Source organism: Rhizobium sp. ZX09 (assembly GCF_017357485.1).
Lineage (GTDB): Bacteria > Pseudomonadota > Alphaproteobacteria > Rhizobiales > Rhizobiaceae > Agrobacterium > Agrobacterium pusense.
In genome coordinates, this window is the sequence record NZ_CP031363.1 from 1,745,684 (window position 1) to 1,762,534 (window position 16,851).

At 59.3% G+C, this 16,851-nt stretch carries 15 protein-coding genes and 1 tRNA gene; 4 read left to right on the forward strand and 12 right to left on the reverse strand.

The genetic code is table 11. The features are described from left to right. The first annotated feature begins 64 nt into the window (after window positions 1–64). The gene (locus BTN45_RS08865; RefSeq protein WP_246751687.1) at window positions 65–1,138 is read left to right on the forward strand and encodes an integrase; all 1,074 of its coding nucleotides are present in this window, start codon (window positions 65–67) and stop codon (window positions 1,136–1,138) included. A gap of 83 nt (window positions 1,139–1,221) precedes the next feature. On the opposite strand, the gene BTN45_RS08870 is transcribed toward BTN45_RS08865, so the two are convergent. Next, a tRNA-Thr gene (locus BTN45_RS08870) sits at window positions 1,222–1,297 on the reverse strand. A 212-nt stretch (window positions 1,298–1,509) separates the two neighbouring features. Here BTN45_RS08870 and BTN45_RS08875 point away from each other — a divergent pair. After that, entirely contained in the window at window positions 1,510–3,249 is a 1,740-nt protein-coding gene (locus BTN45_RS08875) for a GGDEF domain-containing protein (RefSeq protein ID WP_004442688.1), read from the forward strand. A 29-nt stretch (window positions 3,250–3,278) separates the two neighbouring features. Here the strand turns inward: BTN45_RS08875 and BTN45_RS08880 are convergent, their stop codons facing one another. The 5 genes from BTN45_RS08880 to BTN45_RS08900 all read right to left on the reverse strand — a co-directional run bounded on the left by BTN45_RS08880 (window position 3,279) and on the right by BTN45_RS08900 (window position 9,755). After that, window positions 3,279–4,388, reverse strand: coding sequence for an endonuclease/exonuclease/phosphatase family protein (locus tag BTN45_RS08880; protein WP_072494609.1), 1,110 nt, complete (start codon window positions 4,386–4,388; stop codon window positions 3,279–3,281). Window positions 4,389–4,463: 75 nt separating this feature from the next. Further along, entirely contained in the window at window positions 4,464–5,492 is a 1,029-nt protein-coding gene (locus tag BTN45_RS08885) for an ABC transporter ATP-binding protein (RefSeq protein WP_173614735.1), read from the reverse strand. Continuing rightward, window positions 5,480–7,174 (reverse strand): iron ABC transporter permease, encoded by a 1,695-nt coding sequence (locus BTN45_RS08890; RefSeq protein WP_207587306.1) that lies wholly within the window; start codon window positions 7,172–7,174, stop codon window positions 5,480–5,482. The genes BTN45_RS08885 and BTN45_RS08890 overlap by 13 nt, the downstream gene beginning before the upstream one ends. 9 nt (window positions 7,175–7,183) lie before the next feature. After that, complete coding sequence (locus BTN45_RS08895) at window positions 7,184–8,167, reverse strand: ABC transporter substrate-binding protein (protein ID WP_207587315.1); 984 nt, start codon at window positions 8,165–8,167, stop codon at window positions 7,184–7,186. A 343-nt stretch (window positions 8,168–8,510) separates the two neighbouring features. Beyond that, on the reverse strand, window positions 8,511–9,755 hold the full coding sequence (locus BTN45_RS08900; RefSeq protein WP_004442697.1) for a PLP-dependent aminotransferase family protein: 1,245 nt from the start codon (window positions 9,753–9,755) through the stop codon (window positions 8,511–8,513). A gap of 272 nt (window positions 9,756–10,027) precedes the next feature. Here BTN45_RS08900 and BTN45_RS08905 point away from each other — a divergent pair, with 272 nt between their 5' ends. Further along, on the forward strand, window positions 10,028–10,477 hold the full coding sequence (locus tag BTN45_RS08905; protein WP_207587317.1) for an RbsD/FucU family protein: 450 nt from the start codon (window positions 10,028–10,030) through the stop codon (window positions 10,475–10,477). A gap of 4 nt (window positions 10,478–10,481) precedes the next feature. On the opposite strand, the gene BTN45_RS08910 is transcribed toward BTN45_RS08905, so the two are convergent. The 5 genes from BTN45_RS08910 to BTN45_RS08930 form a co-directional block, all read right to left on the reverse strand. Then, complete coding sequence (locus BTN45_RS08910; RefSeq protein ID WP_037089950.1) at window positions 10,482–10,751, reverse strand: Txe/YoeB family addiction module toxin; 270 nt, start codon at window positions 10,749–10,751, stop codon at window positions 10,482–10,484. Then, a complete protein-coding gene (locus BTN45_RS08915) occupies window positions 10,748–11,002 on the reverse strand; it encodes a type II toxin-antitoxin system prevent-host-death family antitoxin (RefSeq protein WP_037089948.1) in 255 nt (84 codons plus the stop codon). Before BTN45_RS08915 ends, BTN45_RS08910 begins: the two co-directional genes overlap by 4 nt. A gap of 137 nt (window positions 11,003–11,139) precedes the next feature. Next, entirely contained in the window at window positions 11,140–12,159 is a 1,020-nt protein-coding gene (gene ilvC / locus BTN45_RS08920) for a ketol-acid reductoisomerase (RefSeq protein ID WP_003495030.1), read from the reverse strand. A 49-nt stretch (window positions 12,160–12,208) separates the two neighbouring features. Next, window positions 12,209–12,862 (reverse strand): TetR/AcrR family transcriptional regulator, encoded by a 654-nt coding sequence (locus BTN45_RS08925; RefSeq protein WP_004442706.1) that lies wholly within the window; start codon window positions 12,860–12,862, stop codon window positions 12,209–12,211. Between the two features lie 394 nt (window positions 12,863–13,256). Further along, entirely contained in the window at window positions 13,257–14,162 is a 906-nt protein-coding gene (locus BTN45_RS08930) for an AraC family transcriptional regulator (protein WP_004442707.1), read from the reverse strand. 188 nt (window positions 14,163–14,350) lie between these two features. Here BTN45_RS08930 and BTN45_RS08935 point away from each other — a divergent pair, with 188 nt between their 5' ends. Beyond that, a complete protein-coding gene (locus BTN45_RS08935) occupies window positions 14,351–15,397 on the forward strand; it encodes an NAD(P)-dependent alcohol dehydrogenase (RefSeq protein WP_004442709.1) in 1,047 nt (348 codons plus the stop codon). 69 nt (window positions 15,398–15,466) lie between these two features. On the opposite strand, the gene BTN45_RS08940 is transcribed toward BTN45_RS08935, so the two are convergent. Then, a complete protein-coding gene (locus BTN45_RS08940; RefSeq protein WP_004442710.1) occupies window positions 15,467–16,732 on the reverse strand; it encodes an NAD(P)/FAD-dependent oxidoreductase in 1,266 nt (421 codons plus the stop codon). Window positions 16,733–16,851: the final 119 nt, after the last annotated feature.

The window sequence follows — 16,851 nt, forward strand, 5'->3', positions numbered from 1 at the left end:
CGGGTCATCATGCACCCGTCAGGCGAGATTGAGTTCGCCCCCAAGAGTTTCGCTGTTGTCGATCGTGAAGATGATGCCGGTGAGAAGGCTTGGAGGGACTGGGAAAATGGAAGGAAAGCTGGTGGGCGTGCACGAGGTTAAAGCCAAACTCGCTGATGGCTCGACGGTCACGTACTACTATGCATGGCGCGGTAAAGGGGCGCCGCGCATGACTTCGAAGCCCGGCACTAAAGCTTTCACTGCCGAGTTTATCCGGCTGACGAAGGACCGAGAAAAGTTCACCTATCAGGGAACGGTCGGATCTTTGATCGCCGACTTCCGTGCGACTGCGAAATACAAGAAGCTCGCGGTCACGACCCGGAAAGACTACGAGCGTATGTTCGGCGTGATCGAAAACAAGTTCCGGGATCTGCGGCTTGAGGCCGTAGAGGCTCGTGGAAGCCGGAAACGCTTTATCGAGTGGCGTGACACCATGAAGGACGCTCCTCGCTCTGCTGACATGCATCTGGGGCTGCTGGCGCGCGTATTCGCGTGGGCAAAGGATAATGAAATCATCCTCCGCAACCCTCTAGAGCGCGTCGAGCATCTTCACGAGGGCACTAGGCGCGACTGTGTCTGGACCATGGACCAAATCAACACGGTGCTGACCAAAGCAGCGCCACACATCAGAAACGTGGCGTGCATTGCCCTTTGGACGATGCAGAGGCAGGCTGACATCCTTACGATGCCCATGATCGCATTCGATGGACAACGCGTATCGATCAAGCAGGGGAAGACGGGCGCGCGCGTGCGCATTACAGCCGCCCCTGCAATCCTGCCGATATTGCAGGACGCCAAAGACAGCGGCCGCCAGCGCGTGCTGGTGAACTCCTTCGGCCAGAACTGGACGGCCAGTGGTTTCAAATCATCCTGGCGCAAAGAGATGGCGCGATTGAAGATCAAGGGCGTCACGTTCCACGACTTGCGAGGCACGGCTATTACCTACGCATACGCGCACCTGAACCGCTCGCATGAGGACAAAGTCCAGCTAATTGCGGAGATCTCGGGCCATTCTCGGGAGGAAGCTGAAGGAATTATTCGGCGTCATTATCTTGCCGGACAGGAGGTCATTGACGCCATCAGCAAGGGAACGCGTTAGCAACAAATTGTAAAACGCGTGGCAGGCTGTAAAACGGATGCCGTTGAAATTTCGCGTAAATAATTGATTTCAAAGCGAAAAACTGGTGCCCCCGGCAGGGTTCGAACCCGCGACCCCCTGATTACAAATCAGGTGCTCTACCAACTGAGCTACAAGGGCAATCCAGTGCCTTGCCAACTATCAGATTCTGACCGGGTGTAAAGCGAAAACTGATCACGCAGCACGGGCGGCGCGCTTTTCCACACCATGCCCGCAGGCCGGGCGGCAGGATCGTCAAGACGGCAAAAGCGCAGCAATATAAGCGAAGTATTTACGCGGCGCAGCTAAAATGGTGATGAATTATACCCGATTGAGTGAGAACAACGCATCAAATGCGCGCAAGCATACAGAAAATTCAGCTAACGGGCACGATCGTCATCGCCGCGAGCTCCATCCTGCTGGCCACACTTGCCGCGCTGCCAAGCGTTTCCAACTATCTGCGTTATCGTACCAACGCGGCGCAGCTCACCCGCTTCGAAACCGCTCTCCAGTCCGCATGGCTGGTTTCGGCGGAGCGCGGTCCCGCGAACAATGTGATGGGCGCATCCACCGCTGAACAGGATTTGGTCGCAGCTCTCGCTGCCGCGCGCAAGGCAACGGACGACAAGCTGTCGGAACTGGAAGCTTCCTTCGCCGACGACATCAGGACCCAGCCGGAGCTGGCGAAATCGCTGGCCGAGACCCGCGAGAAACTCGCGCAGTCCCGCAACGCGGTGGATCAGGTAGCCGCCCTGCCGTTGTCGGCACGCAGCCACACGGCCATGTCGGGCGCCATATCATCGATGTTCAAGGCCGCCGACAGTGTCAATCTGCTGCGTGGCAAGGCAGCGCGTGCCATCATCAAGGTGACGCCCGATGTGGCGATAGACATCGCGATGACGGGCACCGCCGGTGTCATGCGGGACAGGATCGGCCGCCTCGGCTCCTATGTGATCATGGGTCTGCGGGCAAACAGACAGGAAAAGCTGGGTTATCGCGCCAAGTTCGATGCGGAGATGCAGAGCCTGCTATCACTGAAGGCATCGTTGACCAACTACACCGCCGCCTATCTTTCCACGCCGCGACTGGACAGGGCATTCCGCGATCTCGAAACCTATTATTTCGGACAGGCGCTGCGTTACGCGCAGAATACGATCGTGATCGCCATGCCGTCCGCCCAGCCGAGCGTGCTTGAATTTTCCAGGAACTATATTTCGGGGATGCGTTCATCCGATACGTTGCGCGATCTCATTCTGGCCGAGACACGCGCGCGACTCGAAAAGAAGCAGCAGGAAGCGCTGATCTACGGCGCCACATCGCTTTTTCTCGCAGGTATCGCGGTTCTGGTCCTGCTACGGCTCACATCCGTCTACAAAACAGCGCTGTTCCGGCCCATGCAATCCGTTCAGGCACAGATTGCGGCCATCGCCGCGGGCGATCTTTCAGAGGCGCAGCATGAGGACAGGGTCGCCCCGGAGGTGAAGAAGATGTTCCAGGAACTCGACTTCCTGCGGGAGCAGCTTCGTCAGAAGGGCGAAATGGAGAACCAGCAGCGCGCGCTGGCCGAACAGTTACGCGCACTTTCCGAGACGGATGCGCTGACGGGCGTCTTCAACCGACGGGCGCTCGAAAAGGCCGTTCGTTCCCTGTTGACGGGCGAGGACCAGTGTCAGTCACTCGGCGTAATGATCGTCGACATCGACCACTTCAAATCGATCAATGACCGTTATGGCCATGCCATGGGTGACATTGCACTTCAAAAGACCGCGGCTTTGTTGCGGGGTGCATTGCGCAAGAACGACATTCTTGCCCGCTATGGCGGCGAAGAATTCGTCGTGGTGCTGCAGGATGTCAGCCATGCCACGGCAACGGCAACGGCCGACCGCCTCCGCCGCCTGATCGAAGCCCAGATCGTGGATGAACAAAGTGGATTGTCGCTGACGGCGAGCTTTGGCGTCGTCTGGCAGGAAGCGCGGGCGGTCAACAGCTGGGACGAGTTGATCGCGATTGCCGATGACCGGCTTTATGAAGCCAAGCGCGCAGGTCGCAACCGGGTCTGGGCCACCTATTTCCCGAAAGCCGCCAACGGTTAGAAGCCACCGGTTTCCGACCGCCGGCGACGTCAGATCAGGTCCAGCGTCATCACGACAGGGCAATGATCGGAAGCCTTGGGGCGGTCCCAGCCGGTGCGCGGATAACGCTCCACCTCCTGCCCCGGCGGAAAGATGGTGCGATAAGGCTGGCCGGCGCGGACGATTTCGGGAACCCGCGTCGCGTTGCTTTCGGCCAGGCGCGGAGAAAGCCAGATGTAATCAAGCTGGCACAAATGCTGCTCCTGTGGGCCCCGCGAATGATAGAGCGTCCAGCGGTCCATGACATCGCGACGCAGCATCGGATTGATGACGAAATCGTCGGCAGTGAAGACATCGAGCGCACTTCTTGCCTCTTCGACGGGCGTGAAGCTGTAGCCATTGCGCCTGTCACCGGCAATCGCGACGCGTTCCTGATAGTCGTTCATGTCGCCGCAGATCGCGAAATTCTTGTTGCGCGTATTGCCCGCACCCCAGCGATTTTCGATGATGCGGCGCACAGCCATGGCTTCCGCCTCGCGGATCGGCATGGTGCCGAGCCGGGCGTCCAATGCTTCACGGGCATTGGTCATGGACTTGAAATGCGTTACGTAAAGCGTCAGCGGCTTGCCGCCGATCCTCAGATCGATTTCAAGGCAATCCCGTTTGAATATCTTGTCATCGATCTGGTTGGTCGCGGCGAGTTCCGGATTGAAGAGATCGAGATTGCGATAGGTCAGCGCCGCATGGCTCTTGATGTCGACCACCTCGATCTTCTCGCCATCCCGCGTCTCCTCGCGCATGACGACCGCGACATCGATACCGCGGCTGTCATTGCCCTCGACCAGATATTTCTGCAGATAGCCATTGCCGACCATGCGATAGAGATAGCCATATTCGAAGGCCTGCAGGGCCGCCATGTTGTCGACTTCCTGCAGGCAGAGAATATCGGCATCCGCGTCGGCGATGGCGAGCGCCGAAAGCTGGCGCGTATCGTCGGTGGATGAGACCATCCGCGCACTTTCAAGGGCCTGATAGGTCGCCTCGTCCCTGATATCAAAAAGCTGGATCGCCCTGTCGCGCCGCGTCTGGTTGCGAAAGCCGGTGAAATCGAAACGGGTGAGAAGATTTTCGATATTGAAGGTGGCAAGCCGAAGCGACATGAATCATTCCTATTGCTGCGACCCCAGCTTAGCCGGTGTCGCTCCGCCTTTCCAGCGTTCGGCAGTGCGTGCGCTCTAAAGCCGCCACCCGCTGCGAATGGCAACCGGAAGCCTGTCACCCACAGCTGCGACTTCACGCGAATAGGCCCTGACCGCCTGCCCATCCGGCAGGTCAAGACGAAGGGCATAACGCTCGCCCTCGTACAGAACCGAGGTGACGGTGCAGGCAATGCCTTCAGCATCCCGCACCACATCCTGCGGCCTCACAAGCACGTCGACCTGCGATGCTCCCGCGCCTCTCTCCATCGCCGCCCGAATTGCGGACCAGTCGAGGCCGCGCGATGCCCCTTCCGGCAGTGGGAGGCTGAGGATCGTCCCCTGCCCGACCAGCGACCCGACCAGCCTGCCCTCCGGCCGCGCGTAAAGCTCCGCCGGGGCCGCGACCTGAAGCAGCTTGCCGTGCGACATGACGGCGACATCGGTTGCCAGCGCCATGGCTTCCGCCTGATCGTGAGTGACATAGATCATCGTCGCGCCGGAACGGGCATGGAAATCCCGAAATGTCTCTTCCATTTCCTGCCGCAGATGCCGGTCGAGGTTGGCGAGCGGTTCATCGAGCAATACGACGTCAGGCTCGGTGACGAGGCAGCGGGCGAGCGCAACACGCTGCCGCTGGCCACCGGAAAGTTCGGCGGGACGGCGATCCGCGAAGCTCTCAAGTCGGACGGCGGCAAGCGCCTGACGCACCCTCTCCCGGTATTTTTCGCCCGTAATACCGCGCACCTTCAAAGGGTAGCCGGCGTTGTCGGCAACCGACATGTGCGGCCACAGCGCATAGGACTGGAACACCATTGCCATGTTGCGCCGCTCCGGCGCCACCATGCTGCCGGCATCGGCCAGCACCCGCTCGCCGAGCAGGATGGAACCATCCGTCGGCTGTTCGAACCCGGCAACCATGCGCAGCACCGTGGTCTTGCCGCAGCCGGAGGGTCCGAGCAGCGCCAGAAAACCGCCTTCCCGCACAGTGAGCGAAACATCGTCCACGGCCGGTTTCGAACCGGCACCGAAGCTCTTCGACAGGCGGTTAAGGATCAGTTTCGCCAAGGCACAACTCCTTTTGGCAGATAGCGCCCCAGAATTTCGAGCAGCAGCATGAGGAAAATCACCATGATGACGACAAGCACCGATAGCGCCGAGGCGAGATCGAAGCTGCCGCTGTCATCGAGGTTGTAGATGAGCACGCCGAGCGTCTGTGTGCCGGCAGACCAAAGGAGCGCCGAAACCGTCAGCTCGTTGCAGGCGATCAGAAACACGAGGATGACGGAAGCCCCTGCCGCGGGCCCGACCAGCGGCAGGATAATATCCTTGAGCCGTCGCCAGAAACCCGCGCCCGACAGCCTTGCTGCCTCTTCCAGCGATGGATCGAATTGCAGGAAAGCGCTGACCATTGGTTTCAGGCTGACCGCGAAGAAAGAGGAGAAATAGGCAAGCAGAATGATCCAGATCGTGCCGTAAAGCGTAATGCCGAGCAATGGAATAGGAGCGGCGAAAAGCAGCACGAAAGAGACGGAAATCACCACCCCCGGCAGCGCATACGGAATATCCACCAGCGCCGAGAGCAAGAACATGAACCGGCTTCTGCCACGCACGAGGAAATAAGCCGTCAGCACTGTCACCGCCAGAAGACACAAGGATGTCGCCGTCGCCAGAAACAGCGAATTGCGGAAGGCCGTGCGGGTCACGCTCTGCCGGTAAAGCAGTTCCTCATAGGCATGCAGCGTTGCGGTCTTGAGGCTGAGCGGCACGCCATAGGCGGGAGCGAGCGAGCTTGCCACCAGCGCCGTCAGCGGCGCCACCAGCATGAAGAACAGCACGAGCCACAGGGCAAGCTCCGCCGCCACCCGCCACAGCCCAAGCCGGAAGGTCGCCGCCTTGCCGGAAAGGCCGATGATGCGATAGTCCCTCCCCTTCATCGCCCGTTCCTGCAGCGCAAGTCCGGCGACGGAAATGATGGCGATCATGGTCGAGAGAATGGCGATATCGCCGAATGTGCTTGTGCCGAAACTGGCAAAACGGCTGTAGATGAGCGTCGGCAGGGTAAAGATCGAAGCGGGTATGCCGAGGATCGCCGGAATGCCGAAATTGCCGACGTTGGAGACGAAGGAGATCGCCGCACCGGCGATCAGTCCAGGCGTGGAAAGCGGCAGGATGATATCGCACAAAACGCTCCGTGGTGAAGCCCCGGAAAGCTTGGCGGCCTCAATGCCATCCTGCGGTAAGGCGAGCAGCCCGGCGCGCAGCGACAGATAGACAAGCGGCGCGTGCTGCACACCGAGCAAGAGTGCGATGCCAGCGATGGAATAAAGCGGCTGCGGCGAACCCATCGCCGGCGCAAGGCCGATGGCCTTCAACAGCGTACTCGACGGGCCGGTCATGCCGATCCACGACAGCGCCGTCACCTGCGGCGGGATCATCATCGGCAGCATGAACAGGAAGCTTAAGATCGACTTGCCACGGATGTCGCAGAGCGTCAGGGCGAGCGCGAAAGCGCCGCCGATTCCGAGTGAAATCAGCATGCCTAAAAACGAGGTGGAGAGCGTGTTCAGCGCCGCATCCCAGAGCGCCGGATCGGCCAGAAGTCGCCATATATCACCATTCAGTGACGAAACGACGCCGGTATAGGCGAGGCGTCCGAGCGGCAGCGCGCTCAGCGCAAAAACAACACTCACCACAAAAGGAAACAGCCAGCGCGGCTGGCTGTTTCCATAAGCCTTGGAACGGGTCATTCCGATTTATCAGCCCTTGGAACCGAAAATATCGGAGAAGGTCTTGAGATCCTGTTCGGAATTCTTCAGTGCATCGGCAGCGCTGAGCGGCAGAACCTTGATCTTGTCGCGGGCCGGGAAACCTTCCGGCATGCCGGCGTCGGCACGGACAGGGATGTAACCGAGCTTGACGAAGCCCTGCTGGCCCTTTTCCGAAAGCACGTAATCGACAAACTTCTTGGCCGCTTCCTCGTGCTTGGTGCCCTTGATGATCGCGACCGGCTCGGTGACAGCAGAAACGCCCTCTTCCGGGAAGACGAATTCGACCGGTGCGCCCTTGGCCTTTTCACGGATCGGCATGTAATCGACCACCACGCCGTAAGCCTTTTCGCCCGAAGCGACGGACTTCAGCACCGCGCCGTTGCCACCGCCGGCAATGGCTTCATTGGCCTTCAGCTGCTTGTAATAATCCCAGCCGAGGCCATTTGCAGCGGCAAGCGTCTGCGCGTGAATCAGTGCGGCACCCGACGTCAGCGGGCTCGGCATGGTCACGAGACCCTTGGCTTCCGCCTTCGCTAGATCTTTCCAGCTCGTCGGCTTCATCGCGGCGGCCGTATTGTACATGATGCCTGTCGTGATGAGCTTCGTGGAGTAATAGAACCCGTCTGCATCATAGAGCGTGGCATCGATATTCTTGGCTTCGGGAGACTTGTGGGCGAGCAGCTGACCGGCCTGCTTCATGCGCTCCAGCGTCACGGTATCGGCGATCAGAAGCACGTCGGCAACCGGGTTGCCGGCACTGATCTCAGCCATCAGCTTGGCCATGATTTTCGGCGTTCCGTCACGCACCCATTCAACGTCGAGACCGGGATTGGCAGCCTTGAACCCGTCAACGGTCGCCTGCGCGTCCTCATTCGGCTGGCTGGTATAAAGCACCAGATCGGCGGCATTGGCAGCAGTGGCGATGAAGCCAAACGATACGATGGCGGTGAAAGCGGAGAGCAGCGTTTTCATGGTTCCAGTCCCTGTTGTTCGGTGGGACCGCTAAAACATGATTGCATAACATGTATGTGACAGGCAGGATTTTTGCGGGTAGGATCGCTCCAACGTTGAGAGCACCGGGCGGAAGAACGAAAGTTCTCTTATAGGCTGGGGGCATACCCCCCTCTGCCCTGCCGGGCATCTCCCCCACAAGGAGGGAGATCGGCAAGAAGCCCTCTCATCGCTTCATTCTCAAGCGTCGAGATGGGCGAGACCTTTCCACAGGTCGATCTCCCCCCTTGTGGGGGAGATGTCCGGCAGGACAGAGGGGGGTGAAGCCGCACCCTCCGTCGCTACGGATAAGTTACACGCCGCCTCAAATCGCCGGAACCACCTCAGCCGTTTCCGCCTGAGCCGTCGCAATCAACCGCCCGAGGCGCTTCATGCCTTCCTCGATCATCGCCTCGTTGGCGCAGGAGAAGCTGATGCGCAGCGTGTTCGTGCCCGAACCATCCGCAAAGAAAGCCCGGCCGGGAACAAAAGCGACCTTTTCCGTGGCGATGGATTTCGCCAGCAGCGCCGCCCCATCCATGCCCTCAGGCAGCGTCACCCAGATGAACATGCCGCCTTCCGGCTTCGTCCAGCTGGTCGTCTTCGGCATGTACTTCTCGAGTGCCGCCAGCATCGCATCGCGGCGTGCGCTATAGGCTGCCTTGATCTTGGCAACCTGCTTGTCAAAACCGCGCGAGGCGACGCGTTCGATGGCGATCTGGTTGATCGTCGAGGAATGGAGATCGGCGGCCTGCTTCATCAGCACCAGCTTGCGGATGACGGGAGCGGAAGCGACGATGTAACCGACGCGCAGACCCGGAGCGAGCGTCTTCGAGAAGCTGCCGCAATAGATGGTGCGGGTGTTTTCGATGCCGCCCGAACGGGCAATGTCGAGCGCCATGATCGGCGGAACGGCTTCGCCATCATAACGCAGCGACTGATAAGCGGCATCTTCAATGACGGCGATATCAAGCTCGTCAGCAAGCTCCAGGAGCTTCTGCCGTCCGGCCAGATCGACGGTTTCGCCGGTCGGATTGGAAAAATCGGCCGATAGATAAGCGAACTTCACCGAACCGCCAAGCTTCGCCGCGGTTTCGCGGTAAGCCTCGGGCGTGCGATTACCGCCGGGGTTCAGCTGGTCATAGTTGGGCTCATAGGCATTGAATGCCGAGAGCGCGCCGAGATAGGTCGGCCAGGTCACCAGCGCCGTATCCTTCGGCGACAGGAACAGCTTGCCGAGATAGTCGAGACCCTGCTGCGAACCGGAGACGATGAAGACGTTGTCGGCGGTGCATTCGATACCGATCTTGTCCATTTCGCCCGCCAGCCATTCGCGCAGCGGCTTGTAACCTTCGCTGACGGAATATTGCAGCGCGGCGTTGACCTGCGCGCCGGAAAAAATTTCCGCGTAAGCCTGCTGAAACTCCTCTGCTGGGAAAAGAGCGGGGTCCGGAATACCGCCGGCAAAGGAAATGATATCAGGCTGCTCGAGCAGCTTCAGCAGCTCGCGAATTTCAGACGCTTTCATGCGCGAAGAGCGCGTGGCGAAAATTTGTTCCCAATTGAGCATGGGTACGTTTCCTCTTGTGTCGTTTTTATGCGTGCATCTTTACAGAAATGTCGATACGTCAGCAATACTGACTTATCAGTTTTTCGAATTATTTCTGCCTCCCTGCACATTGCCCTTAACTGGTCTCAATCGAGGCCGATTTCGCGGACAAAGCCAAATACACCCTTGCGCAAAGCTTCACAATCACACCTTTGCGATTGACGCCACGGGGTTTTCCGGCTGGATTGAACGCGAGCCACGACACGGCGAAAGCATCATGGGAGTTTGAGGACATGCTGAAGAATATCGACCCGGCGCTGAATGCCGACGTTCTGCACGCGCTGCGCGCCATGGGTCACGGCGACACGCTGGTGATCTCGGACACCAATTTCCCCTCCGACTCTGTTGCCCGCCACACCACAGTCGGCAAGGTTCTTCACATCGACAACGTCTCCGCAGCCCGCGCCATGAAGGCGATCCTGTCCGTCCTGCCGCTCGATACCCCGCTGCAGCCCTCAGTCGGCCGCATGGAAGTAATGGGCGCGCCGGATCAGCTGGAGCCGGTACAGGTGGAGGTGCAGAAGGAAATTGACGCTGCGGAAGGAAAATCCGCTCCCATGTATGGCATCGAGCGCTTTGCCTTTTACGAAAAAGCCAAGCAGGCCTATTGCGTCATCACGACGGGCGAGACGCGGTTTTACGGCTGCTTTCTGCTGACGAAGGGCGTCATCCCGCCCAAGTGACCGATTACTGGTAATGGAAGCGGCACTGGATGATCTCCAGCCTTTGTTCGCTGCCGGACCCGGATACACGATAGACAAACCGATGCTCGGCGGAAATCCGCCGAGACCAATATCCTGCCATATCGCCCTTCAGAGGCTCCGGTTTTCCGAGCCCAGCAAAGGGCGTCCGTTTGGCATTCCGTATGAGGTCGTTAATTTTCTCTACCATACGAGCATCGGTTCTTTGCCAGAACTCGTAATCGTCCCATGAACTCAGCGTCCAGACGAGCTTCATTCTTCGGTTGGATCCCGCTCGATGATATCGCCGCGTTCAAGTTGATCCATGGAAGTACGAAGTCGTAAGGCATTTGCCGGGTTGGATAAAAGATGCAGCGTTTCCTGCATGCTCTCGTATTCCCCCTCAGCGAGAACCACGACCGCCTCCTTCCCCTGCCGAGTAACCAGCAACGGCGCGCGCGTCTCCAGAACCCGGTCGAAATGGGTCGCGAAGTTCTGCCGGAATTCCGTGAATCGCACATTTGCCATGAGAACCGCCTCTCGTAGATATGTACAGATTTATGTACGTATCGTTGATCGAGAGTCAAGCTAAACCGGCCCGTTCCCTAACGGAAAAGGCCGGAGCTTTCGCCCCGGCCTCCAAAATTTTCAACAAGCAATGAAGCTTAGTTGACGGCCTTGTCGACCAGCTTGTTCTTGCCGATCCAGGGCATCATGCCGCGGAGCTTGGCGCCGACTTCTTCAATCTGGTGGCTGTCGTTGTTGCGACGGATACCCTTGAAGCGAGCGCCGCCAGCCTTCCATTCCTGCATCCACTCGGAGGTGAACTTGCCGGTCTGGATGTCGTGCAGAACGCGCTTCATTTCAGCCTTGGTGTCGGCAGTGATGATGCGCGGACCGGTGACGTATTCGCCCCATTCTGCGGTGTTGGAGATCGAGTAGTTCATGTTGGCGATGCCGCCTTCATAGATCAGGTCAACGATCAGCTTCACTTCGTGCAGGCACTCGAAATAGGCCATTTCCGGTGCGTAACCGGCTTCGACCAGAGTTTCGAAACCAGCGCGGATCAGTTCGACGAGACCGCCGCACAGAACGACCTGTTCGCCGAAGAGGTCGGTTTCGCACTCTTCCTTGAAATTGGTCTCGATGATGCCCGAACGGCCGCCGCCAACGCCGCAGGCGTAGGAGAGAGCGAGTTCAAGGGCGTTGCCCGAAGCGTTCTGGTGAACGGCAACGAGGCACGGAACGCCGCCGCCCTTCTGGTATTCGCCGCGAACCGTGTGGCCAGGGCCCTTCGGTGCGATCATGACGACGTCGAGCGATGCCTTCGGCTCGATGAGGCCGAAGTGAACATTGAGGCCGTGTGCGAAAGCAATCGCTGCGCCATCACGGATGTTGCCGGCAATGTCGGCCTTGTAGATGTCGGCCTGCAGTTCGTCAGGCGTTGCCATCATCAGCAGGTCGCCCCACTTGGCGGCTTCGGCAACGGTCATGACCTTGAAGCCATCGGCTTCGGCCTTCTTGACGGTCGGAGAACCGGCCTTGAGAGCGATGACGACGTTCTTGGCACCGGAATCCTTGAGGTTCAGCGCATGGGCGCGGCCCTGGGAGCCGTAACCGACGACGACGACATTCTTGGACTTGATGAGATTGAGATCGGCATCACGATCATAATAAACGCGCATTTTATGGTCCTTCCCTAATGCTTGTCTCTCAGTTGTCTGAACCGGAAGCTTAAGCGACCTTGCCGCCCAGTTCCGAATGTACCTTTTCCGTGCCGTAGAGGGTCAGGAAGGCAATGACCGCCTTCTTCGCCCGGGCAGAAAAATCCTTGTCCGGCGCCTCGCCCAGCAGCATGCGCACATGCAGATCCGAGACGATAAGGCCGTAAAAACTGCGATATGCCTCTTCGGCATCATCGAAACGCAGGTAACCGGAACGGCGACCTGCCTCGATCAGCCCACGGGCGCGGCGGTCGATCTGGCGACGACCACGTTCCAGCAGCAGATCACCGAGCTTCGATCCATCCCGGCTCGCCTGCCCTATCGCCAAACGGTTAAGCGCCAATGACACGTCGCCTGCCAGCACATCCAGCAGATCATGGGCGAAAACCTCGAGGTGATCGGCAAGCTGCGGTGCGGAAACGCGGTCACCCGCCTTTTCGAAGGTGCGGACCTTGCTCTGCTGAAAGGTGATCATCGCCGCCAGCAGGCCATCGCGATCACCGAACCACTTGTAAAGGCTTTCCTTGGAACAGTTGGCGGCGCGCGCCAGTCCCGATGTGGTCAGCGCTTTCTCGCCGCCTTCGACCAATAGACGCAATGCCTGGTCCAGAACGGCGTTCTGGCGCGGCGAAAATTCCTGCGCTGTGATCGGGTCGGAAGCCAAGTCTTTCCACTCCAAGGGGCTCGATTGATGTACCGTACGGTACGGTTCGAGCGCCATTTAAGCGGAGGCGGCGTTGCGGTCAAGCGGATTCTTTAGAGGGGGATGAGAATTGACGCGGTGCGGCGTGGGATGAATAGCACGCGGGGTACGTCTTCAGGCGGTTGTGTGTGGTAGCGGGTCGTCGGTGGGTGTGGCTTACCCCCCTCTGCCTTGCCGGGCATCTCCCCTCAAGGGGGAGATCGACAAGATGCACTATCGCCACTTCATTCTCTAACGTCGAGATGGGCAAAACCTTGCCGCATATCTATCTCCCCACCTGTGGGGGAGATGCCCGGCAGGGCAGAGGGGGTAAGCCACACCCACCGACGACCCGCTACGAATGCACAGCCCCAATCTACCCCGCCGCAATCTCGCGCGATGCATCGACGTCCCGTGACGGCGACAGCCCGTAAAAGCGGCTATATTCGCGGCTAAACTGCGAAGGGCTCTGATAACCGACGCGATGGCCCGCGGTGCCGGCATCCAGTCGCTCCAGCAGCATGAGCCGCCGCGCCTCATGCAGGCGAAGCTGCTTCTGGTACTGGACCGGCGTCATGGCCGTGATCGTCTTGAAATGATGATGGAAGGACGACACGCTCATGCCGATGTGATCTGCAAGGTCTTCGACGCGCAGCTGGCGTGCGAAATTCTCGCGCAGCCATGCGATGGCGCGGGCGATGCGGTTGCCGTGACTTCCAGCGGCAATGATGTTCATCAGCTGCCCGCCGGCCGGTCCGGTCAAAATGCGATAGAGGATTTCCTGTTCGATCAGCGGCGCCACGGCGGCAATGTCTGCGGGACGATCGAGCAGGCGCAGCAGGCGGATGGCTGCATCGAGAAGTTCCGGCGTGGCTGTGTTGACCACGATGCCGCGCTGCGCATTCGTCGGCTCCACCGGTGGATCGATAGGAACACGCCGCATGAGATCGAGCAGCTTTTCACTGTCGATGGCAAGCGAGATGCAGAAATGCGGCACTTCCCTGCTCGCCTCCACCACCCGCCACGCAACCGGCAGATCAAGCGATGTCAGGAGATAATCGCCGGCACCGTAGTTGATGGTGTCCGTCCCCAATTGGACGCTTTTCGATCCCTGGATAACCATGGCGAGACAAGGGCGATAACTGCCGTGGCAGGGAGCGCTCGGAGTCGTACGCCGGCTGATGCCAAGGGAGCCGATTGCCGTCTGCACCTCGCCGTCGCTGGTGGCATGCCGCGCGGCGATGGAAGCAATTTCCTGATAGACATTGAACGACAAGGACATAGGGGAAATCCCTTGACTGACGGAAGAGGTGTGTTTGATGTCATCTATCTAGAAAGCCTCTCGGCCCGCGCAAAGAGCGCACCATCATATTTTGCAGGATCGTGCAAAAAGCTAGGAGGATCGCTCTAACGCCCGTTCGTTCTTCCATTGCATATTCCGCCGTCCCCAACTCCCGAAAGGATATTCAGATGGCTATTGCAAGAGGTTACGCTGCGACAGATGCGTCGAAGCCGCTTACCCCGTTCACCTTCGAACGCCGCGAGCCGAATGATGACGACGTCGTCATCGATATCAAATATGCCGGTATCTGCCATTCCGACATTCATACCGTCCGCAACGAATGGAAGAACGCCGTCTACCCGATCGTTCCGGGCCACGAAATCGCCGGTGTCGTCCGTGCCGTTGGCTCCAAGGTCACCAGATTCAAGGTCGGTGATCATGTCGGCGTGGGCTGTTTTGTCGATTCCTGCGTCGGTTGCGCCACGCGCGATCTCGACAATGAACAGTACATGCCGGGTCTCGTGCAGACCTATAACTCCGTCGAACGCGACGGCAAGACCGCCACGCAGGGCGGTTACTCCGACCATATCGTCGTGCGGGAAGATTACGTCCTCTCCATTCCGGAAAACCTGCCGCTAGATGCCTCCGCTCCCCTGCTCTGCGCTGGTATCACGCTTTATTCGCCGCTTCAGCACTGGAATGCCGGCCCGGGCAAGAAGGTGGCTATCGTCGGCATGGGCGGTCTTGGCCACATGGGCGTGAAGATCGGTTCAGCCATGGGCGCGGATATCACCGTGCTTTCGCAGACACTCTCCAAGAAGGAAGACGGCCTTAAGCTTGGCGCGAAGGAATATTATGCCACCAGCGATGCCTCGACCTTCGAAAAGCTCGCCGGTACCTTCGACCTGATCCTGTGCACCGTTTCGGCGGAAATCGACTGGAATGCCTATCTCGGCCTGCTGAAGGTCAATGGCACCATGGTGCTTCTCGGTGTGCCTGAACATGCGATCCCCGTGCACGCCTTCTCGGTCATCCCCGGCCGCCGTTCTCTGGCTGGCTCTATGATCGGCTCCATCAAGGAAACCCAGGAGATGCTGGATTTCTGCGGCAAGCACGACATCGTGTCCGAAATCGAAAAGATCGACATCAAGGACGTCAACGAGGCTTATGAGCGCGTGCTGAAGAGCGACGTACGTTACCGCTTCGTCATCGACATGGCGTCGCTCGACGCCTGATGCGTCAGGAAACGGCGAAACAGGAAACGGCGGGAAGCCATGCTTCCCGCCGTTTCTTTGTCACTTGCCTCACGCCTCGTCCTTCAGCGTTTCTTTCTGGGTGATCAGCCGCGCGCTGTGCTGGCCACTCAAGTAAATCCAAAGCCAGCTCCACGCCACGGCCAGCCGCGAACGCGTTCCGATCAGGAAATAGATATGGGCAAGTCCCCATATCCACCATGCCAGCACGCCCTTGAGCTTGAACCGGCCAAAATCGATCACCGCCGCGCGTTTGCCGATCGTGGCAAGATTGCCCTGATGGCTGTAGCGGAAGGGTGAAGGAAACGGCTTGCCGTCAAGCCGCGCCTTGATGACCTTCGCGACGTAAGCGCCCTGCTGCTTTGCCGCAGGCGCAATACCCGGCACCGGCTTGCCGTTTTCCTGATTGACGGCGGCGGTATCGCCGATGACGAAGATATCGGGATCGTCTTCCAGATTAAGCTGTGGCCCGACAATGGCCCGCCCTGCCCTGTCGGCGGCGGCATTGAGCCATTTGGCCGCGGGAGAAGCCTGCACGCCGGCGGCCCAGACGACCGTACGGCAGGGATAATGGGTCTCGCCCACCGTCACGCCCTCATCGCTGCAGGCCGTCACCGGCGTTCCGAGCAGAACCTCGACGCCAAGTTTCTCAAGCGCCTCCTTGGCATAGGCCGAAAGATCCTCCGTAAAGACCGGCAGCACGCGGGGACCAGCCTCGACGAGCAGCACGCGGGTCTTTCGGGTGTCAACGTTGCGGAATTCCGCCGGCAACGCCTTATGGGCAAGCTCTGCAATCATGCCTGCCATTTCCACGCCGGTCGGGCCTGCCCCTATGATGACAAAGGTTAGCAGTGCCTGTCGTTCCTCTTCGCTGGTCGCCAGTTCGGCGCGTTCGAAGGCAAGAAGCAGGCGGCGGCGAATTGTCGTTGCATCCTCCAGCGTCTTGAGACCCGGCGCGGAACGCTCCCACTCATCGTGACCGAAATAGGCGTGGCGTGCGCCTGTCGCGAGCACCAAAGTGTCGAAACGGATCGTTTCACCGGTGTTGAGATGCACGGTCCGGGCCGCCCGATCCACGCCGGTCACCTCGGCAAGCAGCGTCGTGACCTCCTTGCGATCGCGGTAGAGATGACGGATCGGCCACGCGATCTCGGATGTCGCCAGCGCAGTCGTCGCAACCTGATAAAGCAATGGCTGGAAAAGGTGATGATTGCGACGATCGATCAATGTGATGCGGACAGGGGCCCCCTCCAGCCCGTGTACCAGCTGCAAACCGCCGAAGCCTCCACCCACGACGACAACATGATGTTCTTGCATATGTCTCTGCCTTCAAAAGCCCGAGCATCGATCCGGAAAGTGAATTCCGACTATCGGAAACGCCGATACTCAACCCAGAACCTAGTTCGGCGGGACCGGTTCCGACATATCTCCCGCCG

Excerpts from the sequence above, each read along its gene's own strand:
- BTN45_RS08890 (WP_207587306.1), bottom strand. The coding sequence starts at position 7,174 with ATGACCCGTTCCAAGGCTTATGGAAACAGCCAGCCGCGCTGGCTGTTT.
- ilvC (WP_003495030.1), bottom strand. The coding sequence starts at position 12,159 with ATGCGCGTTTATTATGATCGTGATGCCGATCTCAATCTCATCAAGTCC.
- BTN45_RS08910 (WP_037089950.1), bottom strand. The coding sequence starts at position 10,751 with ATGAAGCTCGTCTGGACGCTGAGTTCATGGGACGATTACGAGTTCTGG.
- BTN45_RS08940 (WP_004442710.1), bottom strand. The coding sequence starts at position 16,732 with ATGCAAGAACATCATGTTGTCGTCGTGGGTGGAGGCTTCGGCGGTTTG.
- BTN45_RS08895 (WP_207587315.1), bottom strand. The coding sequence starts at position 8,167 with ATGAAAACGCTGCTCTCCGCTTTCACCGCCATCGTATCGTTTGGCTTC.
- BTN45_RS08905 (WP_207587317.1), top strand. The coding sequence starts at position 10,028 with ATGCTGAAGAATATCGACCCGGCGCTGAATGCCGACGTTCTGCACGCG.
- BTN45_RS08900 (WP_004442697.1), bottom strand. The coding sequence starts at position 9,755 with ATGCTCAATTGGGAACAAATTTTCGCCACGCGCTCTTCGCGCATGAAA.
- BTN45_RS08930 (WP_004442707.1), bottom strand. The coding sequence starts at position 14,162 with ATGTCCTTGTCGTTCAATGTCTATCAGGAAATTGCTTCCATCGCCGCG.
- BTN45_RS08880 (WP_072494609.1), bottom strand. The coding sequence starts at position 4,388 with ATGTCGCTTCGGCTTGCCACCTTCAATATCGAAAATCTTCTCACCCGT.
- BTN45_RS08935 (WP_004442709.1), top strand. The coding sequence starts at position 14,351 with ATGGCTATTGCAAGAGGTTACGCTGCGACAGATGCGTCGAAGCCGCTT.
- BTN45_RS08875 (WP_004442688.1), top strand. The coding sequence starts at position 1,510 with ATGCGCGCAAGCATACAGAAAATTCAGCTAACGGGCACGATCGTCATC.
- BTN45_RS08915 (WP_037089948.1), bottom strand. The coding sequence starts at position 11,002 with ATGGCAAATGTGCGATTCACGGAATTCCGGCAGAACTTCGCGACCCAT.